Source organism: Porticoccus sp. W117, assembly GCF_030341905.1.
Classification (GTDB): domain Bacteria; phylum Pseudomonadota; class Gammaproteobacteria; order Pseudomonadales; family Porticoccaceae; genus SCSIO-12696.
The window spans coordinates 1-13,671 of the sequence record NZ_JATAAF010000021.1 but is presented as its reverse complement, the minus strand read 5'-3'; the positions used below and the strand labels follow the sequence as shown (position 1 = coordinate 13,671).

The 13,671-nt window shown below is 54.1% G+C and carries 13 protein-coding genes; 8 read left to right on the top strand and 5 right to left on the bottom strand.

The annotated features are described in order from the left end of the window. Positions 1-271: 271 nt before the first annotated feature. The gene (locus QSV34_RS12520; RefSeq protein WP_289155193.1) at positions 272-3,001 is read right to left on the bottom strand and encodes an HzsA-related protein; all 2,730 of its coding nucleotides are present in this window, start codon (positions 2,999-3,001) and stop codon (positions 272-274) included. Between the two features lie 292 nt (positions 3,002-3,293). Between QSV34_RS12520 and QSV34_RS12515 the strand changes: the two genes are divergently transcribed. The 4 genes from QSV34_RS12515 (at position 3,294) to QSV34_RS12500 (ending at position 9,904) form a co-directional block, all read left to right on the top strand. Next, positions 3,294-4,520: a hypothetical protein gene (locus tag QSV34_RS12515; protein WP_502929019.1), complete on the top strand. Its 1,227-nt coding sequence runs from the start codon at positions 3,294-3,296 to the stop codon at positions 4,518-4,520. A gap of 156 nt (positions 4,521-4,676) precedes the next feature. After that, positions 4,677-7,166: a LamG domain-containing protein gene (locus QSV34_RS12510; RefSeq protein WP_289155191.1), complete on the top strand. Its 2,490-nt coding sequence runs from the start codon at positions 4,677-4,679 to the stop codon at positions 7,164-7,166. Between the two features lie 18 nt (positions 7,167-7,184). Further along, positions 7,185-8,825, top strand: a complete 1,641-nt coding sequence (locus QSV34_RS12505) for a general secretion pathway protein GspF (RefSeq protein WP_289155189.1) — start codon at positions 7,185-7,187, stop codon at positions 8,823-8,825. 287 nt (positions 8,826-9,112) lie between these two features. Further along, complete coding sequence (locus QSV34_RS12500; protein ID WP_289155187.1) at positions 9,113-9,904, top strand: hypothetical protein; 792 nt, start codon at positions 9,113-9,115, stop codon at positions 9,902-9,904. 4 nt (positions 9,905-9,908) lie between these two features. Here the strand turns inward: QSV34_RS12500 and soxR are convergent, their stop codons facing one another. After that, on the bottom strand, positions 9,909-10,355 hold the full coding sequence (gene soxR, locus QSV34_RS12495) for a redox-sensitive transcriptional activator SoxR (RefSeq protein WP_289155185.1): 447 nt from the start codon (positions 10,353-10,355) through the stop codon (positions 9,909-9,911). Between the two features lie 120 nt (positions 10,356-10,475). Here soxR and QSV34_RS12490 point away from each other — a divergent pair, with 120 nt between their 5' ends. Further along, the gene (locus QSV34_RS12490) at positions 10,476-10,904 is read left to right on the top strand and encodes a VOC family protein (RefSeq protein WP_289155183.1); all 429 of its coding nucleotides are present in this window, start codon (positions 10,476-10,478) and stop codon (positions 10,902-10,904) included. A 4-nt stretch (positions 10,905-10,908) separates the two neighbouring features. After that, positions 10,909-11,457, top strand: coding sequence for an NADPH-dependent FMN reductase (locus QSV34_RS12485; protein WP_289155181.1), 549 nt, complete (start codon positions 10,909-10,911; stop codon positions 11,455-11,457). Here the strand turns inward: QSV34_RS12485 and QSV34_RS12480 are convergent. Further along, positions 11,454-11,996, bottom strand: a complete 543-nt coding sequence (locus QSV34_RS12480) for a rhodanese-like domain-containing protein (RefSeq protein ID WP_289155179.1) — start codon at positions 11,994-11,996, stop codon at positions 11,454-11,456. The genes QSV34_RS12485 and QSV34_RS12480 overlap by 4 nt on opposite strands. Positions 11,997-12,007: 11 nt before the next feature. After that, on the bottom strand, positions 12,008-12,583 hold the full coding sequence (locus QSV34_RS12475; RefSeq protein ID WP_289155177.1) for an NUDIX hydrolase: 576 nt from the start codon (positions 12,581-12,583) through the stop codon (positions 12,008-12,010). A gap of 75 nt (positions 12,584-12,658) precedes the next feature. Here QSV34_RS12475 and QSV34_RS12470 point away from each other — a divergent pair, with 75 nt between their 5' ends. Both QSV34_RS12470 and QSV34_RS12465 read left to right on the top strand, forming a co-directional pair. Continuing rightward, the gene (locus QSV34_RS12470) at positions 12,659-13,282 is read left to right on the top strand and encodes a CoA pyrophosphatase (RefSeq protein ID WP_289155175.1); all 624 of its coding nucleotides are present in this window, start codon (positions 12,659-12,661) and stop codon (positions 13,280-13,282) included. Beyond that, a complete protein-coding gene (locus QSV34_RS12465) occupies positions 13,279-13,470 on the top strand; it encodes a DUF1289 domain-containing protein (protein ID WP_289155174.1) in 192 nt (63 codons plus the stop codon). The genes QSV34_RS12470 and QSV34_RS12465 overlap by 4 nt, the downstream gene beginning before the upstream one ends. A gap of 75 nt (positions 13,471-13,545) precedes the next feature. Here QSV34_RS12465 and QSV34_RS12460 read toward each other — a convergent pair. Continuing rightward, the coding region (locus tag QSV34_RS12460; RefSeq protein WP_289152576.1) for an integrase core domain-containing protein at positions 13,546-13,671 on the bottom strand (126 nt) is incomplete at its 5' end.

The window sequence follows — 13,671 nt, the reverse complement described above, 5'->3', positions numbered from 1 at the left end:
GCACGACAAGAGTGTTTACTACGTAGCACCGTTCTTGTCGGCCTGAAGGCCGACCTACAGGGTGCTTGGTTTTAGCGTGCGACGTGCGACGTGCGACGTGCGACGTAATAAGTTGCAGCCGGAAAGGTGCCCAACGCAAACGCGAGGAGGAGGGGGACTCTGCGTTTGCCATTGCGGGCACCCAACCAGCTGCGGGGGAGACTGGTTTTGCAAAAAAGCCTTGTACTGCGTGCCAAATGGTATTGGCCATTTTTATTATCATTATTTTTTTCTAGTTCTGCGGTACATCAAACGGGTTGTTGTAATACTGTCCACCAATATCGATCCATTCCGACAGTAACTTGAGTTCTGCGTCGTCCAGGTAGCCTTCGTGGCTGCCACCAGTGGCGAAGCGGGAGAAGAATCGTGGGCTCGCCAAGGCGCCATTTACCGACATGCTGGCGGGTACGGTTACCGGGTCGAGAATGGGAATTGGGTCGCCATTGGCATCGAGAACTTGATTGCCGTCAGCATCCAGCAAAAACAGCAGGTTGCCGTTGGCGTCGGTTCGCTGAACCATCACGTCTTGCAGGGTGTTGGTATCCGGGTCAAGAAACTGTTCGTTATCCGGGAACAGTAATTCGCGGTAGGACGTCAGGTGATCCGGCTCATCAGTGGATGGTGTGCCTGCCAAATTAAGCTGCCCCAGAGGCTCCATGGGCATATTGTTGTCGTCAACAATGTTGTGGCAGCTGGTGCAGGTATTGTCTTGCAGCAGGGTAATGCCGTCGGTATCAAAAACCTGGCGGTCGCGATCCCACAAGGGTTGCAGGTGTATCGGGTAGTTCACCACGATGCGACAATTGCTGGTCCAGTTGGTCTGGCAGGCCAGTGAGGTGGGATGGGGCGTGGCCAAATCCGCATACTCGTACTGAATGTCTGGATCGGGAGTGCTGATGGTGGGGTCACTCCACACATCGCTGAAAATCAAATCCACGGTCAGTTCACTGACACCGTTGATGCGGCTCAGGGTTTCCGCCATGGTTTCACCGGCGTCGGGAAACAGGGTGGAGGTGGTGTTGGGGAAGGCGACACCGGTGACCATAGCGCCGTCGTTAATGCTTGGCGCCTCACCGTTGGGGCGGCCGTGGGGCAGCTCGCTGGTGGCGCTGTGGCAGCCGCTGCATTCCCGTTCTTCACCGGGGCGCAGTTGCAACCAGTTGTTGTGGCGGCCACCAATGGGTTGGTTGCTGATGCGGCGACCATCGGCGTCCAGTACGGAAATCATAAAAGGCACGTTGGCGGGAATTTTTACTTTGACGGAGCCGTCCGGTTGGATGGGTGTGTAACCCAATACTTCCCTCATCAGTTGGTTTTGGCTGCGGCCAAAGGCGGTGTTGTCAAAATCCAGCACGTCTTCGTCCGGCATGGGCACCGCTTTTACCACCCGCAAAAAACGCGCGTCGCGAGCGGCAAAGTCCGCCTGCAATGGGTCTGAGGTAGCGGCGATGCCATTAGCAGTAGTGTCGGTGCCATCCAGGTCGTAGACGCTGCGAATATGCAGCACGCCGACGTTTTCACTGAGCAGGTCGTTATCCAGGGTCACACCGGGCACACCGTCTTCGATATTGGCGGGCAGGGTGCGCGGCTGCATGGCCACAACTTCGGTGAACATAGTGTCCTCAACCCCATTGATGATGGGCTGCTGGGATTGGTCGGTCAGGTTGTAGCTCCAGATTCCGTACAGGGGCGGCGCCTCTTGCACATTGGCCAGCGCCAGGTTGGCGGCGGTGCAGGGAATGATGGTGGTGCCGTCCGCAGGGTCAATCAGGCGGCACTGAGCCCAACTCACCAGCAGGCGGTTGCTGCCATCGTGCAGTGGAAACACGGAACTGAAGTGGCCGTGAGGGGAGGGCGTGCCGTCGGTATTGACTGTGGCAAAGGCCAGTGATTGTTGGCCATCACCGCTGTTGGGCGCGCTGGGGTTGGACATTTCCGACTGGTCAATTTCGGTAAAATCGGCGATGTTTACCGCCACCATATCGCCGCCCAGGCGATCGCTTTGCGTGGGGCGCAGGGATACCAGAACCCGGTTGTCCGGCAGTTCACGGGGGTGCAGAAAGCGGCCTTCGCTGTTGTTGGTGCCGGTGTCCTGGCTGTGATAACCGTACATAAAATCCAGCTGGCGACCATCCGGATTGATCTGGTACAGGCTGATGCTGTTATTGCCAGCGCTGTTGTCCCAGCGGCTGAACATCACTTCACCGGTGCTCAGTACGGTGGGATCCAGGTCGTGGCTCTGGTTGTAGGTAATCTGGCGAATATTGCTGCCGTCGTCTTCCATCACATGGAGTACAAAGGCTTCGGTATCGCGATCTTCCGTGAGGCCAGAGTACTGGGGTTTGCCCTCGTCCAGCAAAATAGAGCGGGCCTGGCGCTGGCGAGTGGAGGAAAACACAATGCGGCCGTCCGCCAGATAGTGGGGCGCTACATCCTGGCCAGCGCGAGCGTTGGTGTCGGAAGTGATAATGCGCCGCAGAACATCGTTAACACGGTCGTATTCCCAGATATTCCAGGTGGGTTGCTCGTCGTCATCGGCGTTGGGGATTTCCGGCGCGCGCATGGAAAATAGTAATTTTTCTCCGTCGAAGGAAGGTTCCAAATCCTTGACGTCATAGAGTTCGTCTTCGGCAAACACGCTTGCCGTGATAATTGTATCCGCGGCACTGGGAGAAGCACGGTCGCGCATTACCAGCTCGGCTCCAGGGCGAAATGCCGCCGGGTCGAGTACATCATCAGCTTCTCTGTTGCCGTTATCGTCTACCGGCAAGGGACGCTGCACGAAAAAAATAGGGATATCCACTACCACCGGGTCGGGGCTTTGACCGCTGCCAATGCCGCCGCCAGAGCCGCCTTCACCACCGCCACCACAGGCCGCCAATAATAGAATGCTGGCTGCTGCGAACCCTTTTTTACCTTTTATGAAAAAAGGGCAAGTGTTGAGCAGGGAGTGGCTTGTCACGTCGATTGGCTCCTCGATGGGGTACAACAGTTTTATGTTTCTGGTTTTATTTTTATGTGCGGCTATTTTTCGTCGCCACTGGCATTAATGCCGTGCGCTCTGTCACGGTTTAATGGTTGCTGATGGGGATGAATGGCCGACGATCCGGCTTTTATGCAGAACTGAGAAGGGTGTCTCAAGTTGGGGGGTAATCCTGCGCTGTTCGCAACAGTGGGCAGACATAGTATGCCAATCAACAACAACGAATAATCCGAATTAACCCAGCCGACGATATAACCATAAGGCGAGGCACATGAATAAAAAGCCACTCCTCACAGTCAGCCTGCTCAGTTTTTCTCTGAGTATGGCCCTTGCGGCTACCACAGCTTTTGCAGGGCCGCGGGAACAAGCCAAGCGCATTCACGACCGTATTGCCGGTGTGCCACCATCTGAACTGGTGCTCGGTAATATGGAGGCATTACTGGCGGATGCCAACCCCGCCAACGATATCGACGCGGCTCTGATGGCGACGAATAACCCGGAATTTTACCGGGTTACTCTGAAAAATTTTGCCGCCAGTTGGACCAATCGGGATCAAAGCCAGTTTGTCGCCCTCAACGACTACACCGCTACCGTCATTGGTCTGGTGCGGGACGAACTGGATTTCCGTCAGGTGCTCTACGGTGACATCATTTACATCGGTGACCCGGCGCTGGGCTTACCCGCCTACGCCAACGGCAATAACAACCACTATGAAGCTCTGGAAAACCAGGGTGTGGATTTGCAGGCAGAACTGGTGCAACGCACCCAGTCGTCGGTAAACGGTTTGCCCAGCGATGCTACCGCCGGGGTAATGACCACCCGCGCCGGTGCTCAGGCGTTCTTTATTGCCGGCACCAACCGGGCGATGTTGCGTTTTACTCTGCTCAACCATCTGGGTCGAGACCTCGAACAACTGCAGGACACCAGCCGTTCGCCAGACCGTATTCGTCAGGATGTGTCTCGCAGCCCCGGTGGCGACAGCCGCCTGTTTCTTAACAACTGCGTCGGTTGCCACAGTGGAATGGATCCGCTGGCTCAGGCGTTTGCCTATTACAACTTTAACTATGACGCGGACAACGACCCGACGGGCATTAACGGCCAAATGGTGTACAACGATGTGGGTCAGACCGACCCAACAACCGGCACCCGCGTGACTGCCAAGCACCACATCAACAGCACCAACTTTCCCTTTGGTTATGTAACCCCTGACGACGGCTGGGACAACTACTGGCGCGCCGGCGTTAACAGCCTGTTGGGTTGGGACAGCACCTTGACTGGCAGTGGTAACGGCGCCAAGTCTCTGGGTATGGAACTGGCCCACAGCCGCGCCTTTGCGGAATATCAGGTGACCAAAGTGTTCCGCGCGGTGTGCCTGCGCGAACCTGGCGACAGCAACGACCGCGGCCAGGTGACCACCATAACCAACTCATTTATTGCCAACGGTCACAACCTCAAACGGGTGTGGGCGGAAGTGGCGTTGTACTGTAAGGGGGAGTAAGACGTGATTATTAAAAAACTTGGTCGCACGTCTGACGTCGCACGTCGCACGCTAAAAGCAGTACGTGCCACAAAGATCTTTTTCAGTACCTTGGAAATGCGTGACTCTGTACTTACAGGTTATTCAAAAACTCAAAACGGGCAGCTTGGTTTTAGCGTGCGACGTCAGACGTGCGACGTGCGACCTGTATTCAAAGCGCTGAAGCTAATCGCACTGCCCAGCTTGCTACTGGCTCTCACTGCCTGTAGCGGCGGCAGTGGTTCCCCCACAACAGCCTTACCCAACCCCAATCCCGGTGGTGGCGGCAATACCGGCAATGTTGTGTACAACGGCCCGGCACCGCAAACCGCAGACGTGCAGAGTTTTCGAATTCATGTGTGGGATAACCTGGTGGCAGACAACCGTTGCGGCCAGTGCCACGGTGACGATTTGCAATCTCCCGCATTTGTCCGTACTGACGACATCAACACCGCCTATAACGCCGTCAATGCTGTGGTGGATTTGAATAATCCGGGTAACTCCATGTTGGTGACCCAGGTGGCCGGTGGCCACAATTGCTGGTTGGCCAGTGATCAGGCCTGTGCGGATATTATTCAGGGCTACATCACCGACTGGGCCAACGACAGTATTGGTGGCAGTGGCACGGTGGTTTCTCTGACCGCGCCAACCATTAAAGATGTAGGCGACAGCAAAACCTTCCCGGCCGACAGCAGCGGCTTCTCTGGGGTTCACAGCGTACTCACTCAGTATTGCGCCAACTGTCACAGCGACGATGCCGGCACACCTCAGCAGCCGTATTTTGCCGCTGCCGACATTGATGTGGCCTATGCGGCGGCACAGAGCAAAATTGACCTGGACGACCCGGCCCGCTCGCGTTTGGTAGTTCGACTGCGTGACGAATTCCACAACTGCTGGGACGACTGCTCCAACAACGCCACCACCATGGAAAATGCCATCCAGGCGTTTGCTGATGGTATCCCCCTTACCACCGTGGATTCCGACCTGGTGATCAGTAAAGCACTGACTCTGTTTGATGGTGTTCTGGCCAACACTGGCGGCCGCCACGAGAGCAATGCCATCGCCAAGTACGAATTCAAAACCGGCAACGGCTTTACCGCCTTTGATACCAGCGGTGTCGACCCGGCCATGGATTTAACCATCAGTGGCAACGTGGAATGGGTCGGCGGTTTTGGTATTCGCATTAACGACGGCAAGGCTCAGGCTACGACGGCAGCGAGTGCCAAGTTGCACAACCTGATTGCGGGCGCTTCCGGTACCGGTGAATACAGTATTGAAGCCTGGGTAGCGCCGGGTAATGTCACCCAAGATGGCCCGGCGGGCATTGTCAGCTACTCCGGTGGCAACAATATTCGCAACTTCACCTTGGGGCAGACCCTCTACAATTACAACTTCCTTAACCGCAGCAGCACGACTGACGGCAACGGCGAACCCGCTTTGTCTACCGCCGATGCGGACGAGCGCCTGCAGGCTACCTTGCAACACGTGGTGGTAAATTACGATCCGGTCAATGGCCGTCGCATTTATGTGAATGGACAGTACACCGGCGATGCCGATGGTGCCGGCGGCGGTAACCTCAGTGACTGGGACGATACTTTTGCCTTTGTGCTGGGCAACGAAACCTCCAACCAGCGCTTGTGGCAAGGGGTATTCCGCCTGGTGGCTGTCCACAACCGTGTACTTACCGACGAACAGATTCAGGACAACTTTGATGCCGGTGTCGGTGCCAAATACCTGCTGCTGTTCAGTGTCAGTGATTTGGTGTCAGTGCCTGATGCCTACATTGTGGTGGAGGTAAGCCAGTTCGACAGCTACAGCTACCTGTTTAATGCGCCGTACTTTATCAGCCTGGATGGCAGTGCTACGCCGGATAATATTCCGGTGCAGGGCATGCGCATCGGCATCAATGGTCGCGAGGCACCGGTAGGGCAGGCGTACCAGAATATGGACATTACCCTCAATAGCACCGATTACACGGCCAGCGGCCAGGTGATGTCCGATCGCGGCACCATTATCGCCTTGGAAAAAGGTCCGGAAGCCGATGAGTTCTTCCTCAGTTTTGAGCGTTTGGGCAGCAACACCAATGTGTTTACCGAAGCAGCCGTACCTACCCCGGCGAACCCGGCAGACCTGGATGCACAATCGGATATTGGCCTGCGTACCTTCGATGAGATCAACGCCACCATGGCAGCGGCCACTGGTGTCAGTGCCACTCAGACGGATGTACAAAACACCTTTAATACCGTGCGCCAGCAGTTGCCTACGGTGGAGAGCATCAATGGCTTCCTGTCCGCTCACCAGATGGGTGTTACGCAATTGGCTATTGAGTACTGCAACGCACTGGTAGAAGACACGACTCTGCGCGGTACCTATTTCAATGGCTTTAACTTCGGTGAAGCGGCGGCGACAGCCCTGGATACTCAAGGCGAGCGTGACCTGATTATCACCCCATTGTTAAACAATATTGTTGGCACTAATTTGGCCAGCCAGCCTGCGGATGGTGCCATGCGCACAGAACTCAACAGTCTGATTGCTACCATGACTGCCAACCCGGCTACTGGTACTGACACTGTGGTAAAAGCCACCTGTGCGGCGGTACTGGCCAGCGCCACCATGTTGATTCAATAAAGAGAGTGGAACGGAAACATGATTATTAAAAAACAAGCCCCCCGCGCCCTCGGCCTTGACGAGCCCCTGTACCACGCCGACCACTCGCGGCCGGTAACCCGCCGTGACTTTCTTGCCCAGGGCTTTTGCGCCGGTGCCGGCACAGTGCTGGGCGGCTCGGTATTGAGTATGTTTGCCAGTCCCCGCAAGGCTCATGCCTTGTCCCAGGATTTGATCGATGCCATGTCCGCTGCCGGATGTTCATCCGGTTTGGGTGCGGGCAAAATTCCTTTTATCTGTTTTGATTTGGCGGGCGGTGTGAATATTGCCGGTTCCAACGTATTGATCGGTGGCCAGGGCGGCCAGATGGATTTTCTCAGCACCGCCGGCTACGACAAACTGGGCCTGCCCGGCGATATGATTCCCGGCGTCGCGGAAGTGAATGGCGCCGGTTCTTCGGAATCCGGCACCAGTAATGGCGACCACACTGACACCACTCTCGGTTTGGCGTTTCACAGTGACAGTGCTTTCTTGCGCGGTATTTTGGAAAAGCTGTCGCCGGGGACGGCGGCCAATATCAATGGCGCCATTATTCCCGCTCGCTCGGAAAACGACACTGGCAATAACCCCCACAACCCCATGTACGGCATCGCTCGGGCTGGTGCTGAGGGTTCCATCCTCAGTTTGATTGGCTCTCGCAGCAGCGATTCCGGCGGTAATTCCATGGCGCCCATGGCCATGATTGACCCCACCATTCGCCCCACCAAAGTAGATCGCCCCACGGATGTGACCGGTATGGTAGATATTGGCGATCTGGTTGGCTTGCTCAATCAGTCTGATGCGGTGGCAGTAATGGAATCTGTGTATCGCCTCAGTAACGCCAAGCTGGGTACCGTGGATACCCGCCTGACCAACGATGCGGTTATTAAAGACCTGATCGAATGCGGCTACCTGAGCAGTGCCGACCTGGCGGAGCGCTTTGGTGACCCGAACACATTGAACCCCGACGACCGCAACGCCCCCAGCCCGATAATTGTCAGTGACAATGGCGGTATTTTCTCTACCGCTGAATTTGACGGCTCAAGCGAATTCCGCAAAACCGCCTCGGTGATGAAAATGGTTATCGACGGTTTTTCTGGCGCCGGTACCATTACCATGGGTGGTTACGATTACCACACCGGCGAACGCGCCACGGGTGAAATTCGCGATTTGCGCGCTGGCCGCTGTATGGGTGCCTGCCTGGAATACGCTGCGCGCACTAATACGCCGCTAATGATGTACGTAATGAGCGACGGTTCAGTGGCCAGTAATGGCCGTATCGATAATTCTGTGGATGGTCGTGGTAAAGGGGAGTGGACCGGCGATAACCAGTCTACCGCGTCTTCGTTCTTTATGGTGTACAACCCCAATGGCCGCCCGCAGTTACTAGGTGCCACTCCAGAAGAGCAAGCCCGTCATCAGCAAATTGGTTTTATGCGCAATGACGCCTCAGTAGAAACCGCTGCCACACCAGCTGCCAACAACGTCAACCTGTTGGTGGAAACAGTAATTCTGAATTACATGGCGTTGCACGGCGAGCAGGGCAACTTTGCCAACCTGTTCCCTACTAATGGTTTGGGTAATGCCGCGTTGATGGATTCGCTAACGGCGTTCCAGCCGATTGTGAATGGGACGATTTGATTCATTAGTCCGTCATTGAGAGGAGCGTAGCGACGCGGCAACCTCCTGAATTTTGCAGCTTACCTCCTATGCAACAAGGATGTTGCGCTTTCTTCCTTGAATATCTGCTTCCTCTGCAATAGTGTTCTATTCCAGTATTCGTGACCTTGGTATGGCTTGTTGTGACACGCCGTGTATACATCCATGTAGGCTCGTTGCCAGCTTCCTTGCTGGCAGCGGTCACATCAAGCCATACCAAGGTCACTACACAGAGTGTCCGGGTAGTAGCTTAAGAAATTAAAACAAAAATGATGTTGAATCTCTTTAAATCAAAACCTTTGCTTTCAACTGATGATACCGAGTTCCAAGTTGCCACTTATAATTGGCTTCTGAAAAATTTTGGTGGGCAGGCTTTTTTTGAGGGTACAAAGCTCGTATTGCCCACTAAAGAGTATTTTCCATCTAAAGTGGATAGTGAAGAAGGTGCTGCGAGAGAAACGTTTAAAGTAGTTAAGCACTATGCAGGCATGGACGAATGGCCGTGTAAGCTACAAGCTCAAGAAGAAGATGTGGATCCAAAAGTTGCTCCAACTCTTGTTATCCAGGACGTTGATTCGGGTCCACTTGGTACATTTCAAGCTGATGAAAGTGAAGAGGTAGTCATTACCTATAACCCTGCAATTGTCAGCAACCCTACGCAGCTAGTTGCTACTTACGCCCATGAGCTGGCGCATTATCTAACAGCAACTGCACAAGAGCCGCCACCTGGGGGTTGGGAGAATTGGGAATTCGCTACTGATATGGCGGCAACATTTCTGGGGTTTGGTATTTTTATGGCAAATTCGGCGTTTAATTTTCAGCAGTATACGGATGTTGATTCGCAAGGATGGCAATATAATCGCAGTGGTTATCTATCTGAAGCTGAAAATATTTTCGCGTTGGCTATTTTTCTAGAACTTAAAAGTTTGCCTATAGAAAAAGTTATCCCTTATCTGAAGCCAAATCTCAAGAAGCTACTAAAAAAAGCTATACGTGAAGTATCAGATGCCGGGATCATAAGCGAGTTGAGTGCCGTAGAGTTTTCACCTGTCTCTAACTGAGCTTTTACTTACTATTTTTCTCTAAAATCACGGCCCCATTCCCCTCATTTCCTAACCTATCCCCTTCGTTATAAATCGGGCAGTTCTTCATCGACAAGCAACCGCAGCCGATACAGCCGGTAATTAAATCCCTCAGTCGTTCCAGGTAGGCAATGCGGTTGTTCAGGTCTTCTCGCCAGGCGGTAGACAGTTTTTTCCAATCGCTGGCGGTGGGGGTGCGGTTGTCGGGCAGTTTGGCGAAGGTTTGTTTGACTTCTTCCAGAGTAAAACCTACTTTCTGGGCCGCTTTGATCAATGACACCCGGCGTATGACGTCGGCTTTGTAACGGCGTTGGTTACCGCTGTTGCGGTAGCTGTGTATCAGCCCTTTGGATTCGTAAAAGTGCAGGGCGCTGACTTTTACGCCGCAGCGCCTGGCCACCTTGCCCACTGTCCAGTTGCTATCGCTCATTGGTGTTGTCTCGTTATAAAAATTCTTAATCAAAACAATAGTCAAAAAAGCTCTTTACCTCAAGTTAAGTTTAGGTTTTATAGTGGCCGCACTTTACCGATGATCACAGAGGGCATAGCAATGATTCGTATTGAGCACATCAATTTAGTGATTAAAAACCTGGAAAAATCCATGGCGTTTTACAAGGCGGCGTTTCCTCACTGGCAGGTACGCACTCAGGGCGGTGGTGAGTGGTACGGCAAGCCGCGCAAGTGGGTGCATTTTGGCGATGATTATCAGTATTTGGCGCTGAATGAGTTTGGTGAAGGGGAAAACCGCAATCTGCAGGGGCATCAAGTAGGGCTGGCGCACTTTGCTTTTGAAACCAATGATCTGGATGCGTTGATTGAACGTATGAGAAATGCGGGCTTCGATGTGGATAAAGATGGTGCCGATGAGCCATTTCGCAAGAATATATACTATGTTGATCCTGACGGTTTTGAAGTAGAGTTTGTGGAGTATTTGAGTGACTTGCCCGCCGAACGTAATTTAAGTGCAGAAGAAGGATAGTGTAATGAAGGTCTTAGCGTTTTCATCCAGCAACAGCAAACACTCTATTAACAGGGTGCTGGCGACTTATGCGGCCAATCTTATAGAGGGCGCTACCGTAGAAGTATTGGATATCCACGACTACGAGCTGCCACTGTTTAGCCCGGAACGGGAGGCCGAATTGGGGCACCCACAGCTGGCGCGGGATTTTCTCGACAAAATTGCAGAGGCGGATGCGCTGGTGATTTCTCATGCAGAACACAACGGCTCATACACGGCGGCTTTCAAGAACCTGTTTGACTGGGCGTCGCGGGGAGATCGCAAAGTGTTTCAGGATAAGCCCACCCTGTTGTTAGCCACGTCTCCGGGGCCCGGTGGGGCGAAAAATGTGCTGGCCCATGCGGAAACGTCGGCACCGCACTTTCGCGCGGAAGTGGTGGCGGCGATTTCAGTGCCGAAGTTTCAGGATAATTTTGACGTTGCTAACAATACGCTCACTAATTCGGACATTCATGCCCAGCTGTTGGCGGCTATAGAGATGTTGCGCAAAGCCAGCAAAAGAAGCGTTAGCTAACGATTCCAGGGCATCTTGGTCAGCAGCAACCCCATACCACAGGTATCGGTAATTCCCGCAAACACCAAACCGGCGCCCACAAAGGCGGACAGGGCGATAAAGCCACTGTGCACTGTCAGGCTGAGTACAACGCCAAGTAACACCAGCGCCCCCGCTGCAATGCGTACTTGTCGTTCAAGGGACATAACCCCTTTGTCCCTCTGGCAATCCATGCCCAGCTCAACGCAGGCGTCTGTGCCACCCTCTACCACAATCAGTTCCCCGGGGTAGCTGGCGGCAATTTTCTCTGCCGCCATGGCGGCTCGTTTACCAGCCTTGCAGATCAGGTAGCAGCGTTCGCTGTTGTGCGTAGCGGCTTGTTCGCCGGTAATCTGATCCAGCGGCAGATTGGTGGCGTCCACCAGGTGTATTTCTCGATATTCCGCCGCGGCGCGTACGTCGATCAGGGTGTCGTTTGCTGAATTAAACTGTTGCTGGAATTGTTGGGCACTAATGGTTTGCTGGGTCATGGTTTGCTGGGTCATGGTTTGTTGGTGCATGGGGTGTTTCGTCAGTGTTTGTTCCAATGCCACTCGCCCCATTCGTTGGGGCCGGCCCAGCCGGAGCGCAGTGGGAACTGGCCGTTGGCTCGATCGCGAAAATAATTCTGCAAGGTGACTTTTACTGCAGTAAAAGAAATTTCGTCCCAGGGAATGTCGGCCTCTTTAAGTAATTCCACTTCCAGGCTTTCCGGGCCGCTGGCGAACTCCGGCTTATCCAGCGTTGCCATAAAGAACAGGTGCACCTGGTTAACGTTGGGAATGCTGGTCATGTTGTACAGATCACCAATAGATACTTTGGCGCGGGCTTCTTCCCAGCACTCCCGGGCGGCGCCCTGTTCGGCGGTTTCGCCGTTCTCCATAAAGCCGGCGGGCAGGGTCCACTTACCGTAGCGGGGCTCGATGGCTCGTTTGCACAGCAATACTCGTGGCTCGTGTCCGTCGTCATAAATCGGCAGGCAGCCGGTAATAATGCGCGGGTTCTGGTAGTGAATGGTGTCGCAGTGCCTGCAAATATGGCGCTCGCGGTCGTCGTCTTCGGGAATTGCCAGGCTGACCGGTTGTCCACAATTACTGCAGTAGTTCATAGTTGTGCTGCCGTCATAAAGATACGATGAGTTGTGCCGAAGTATATCAAAGCACGTTGCGCGGAATTGGATTCGATGCTGACAACCATTGCCGATAATCTCAAACCCCTGCCTCTGCAGGAGCCTCTACCCGTACAGCGCGGTGAACGCGAGGCGGCTGTTTTGCTGGCATTGACGATGGAGCCCCGGCCCCATCTGGTGCTCACCCGCCGGGCGGGGCACCTGAATGATCATGCCGGTGAGGTGGCCTTGCCCGGTGGTATGTGGGAGCCGCAAGACAGCAGTTTGCTGCACACCGCCCTGCGAGAGAGTCACGAAGAGATTGGCTTGCCGCCGGGAGAGGTGGAGCTGTTTGCTACTCTGCCGCCGCGAGATACCCGTCTGGGTGTAAGGGTGACGCCCTTTGTGGGGCGTATTGCTGCAGACGCTGAGCTAACTCCTGAGCTGGCAGAGCTGGATGCGATCTTTCGAGTGCCTCTGGAATACCTGCTGGATACCAACAACCTGACCCGCGCCAACTTTGATATCAACGGGAAAGACTATTCATTACCGTGCTATCAGTATCAGGAGTACACCATTTGGGGTTTTACCCTGGCGTTGCTGGTGGAATTTCTCAACTGTTCCCTTCGCGCGGACATACAGTTAAAGTACCCGGCCATTAAAAACTTCCCCCAGTCCCGGCCAGAACACACATCATGAGTAACGACGAAAAACCCATCAATTCGCCCTGTATTTCCATCTGCGCGCTGGACGATGACGATGTCTGTGTGGGCTGCTTTCGCACTGCCGATGAGATTCGTGGCTGGATGGCTATGGACAACACCGAGCGCAAAGAAGTGCTGAAAAACAGCATGTTGCGGTCACGCCAGGCGAATCCGTTTGCCTGAATGTGAGATGAAAGATGTGAGACGGGAGACGTAAAGAAACCCCGGTGTCTTGTCCTGATATAGGTTGACACTATTTCAGGTTAAAAACGCCCGATGGACTTCATCGGGCGTTTTGTATTTTAGAGCCATATGCGGCCGCCGTTTATTGTATAACTCAACAGATTCTTCCACCATGACGGTAGCCTGCTCAATATTTTCAGG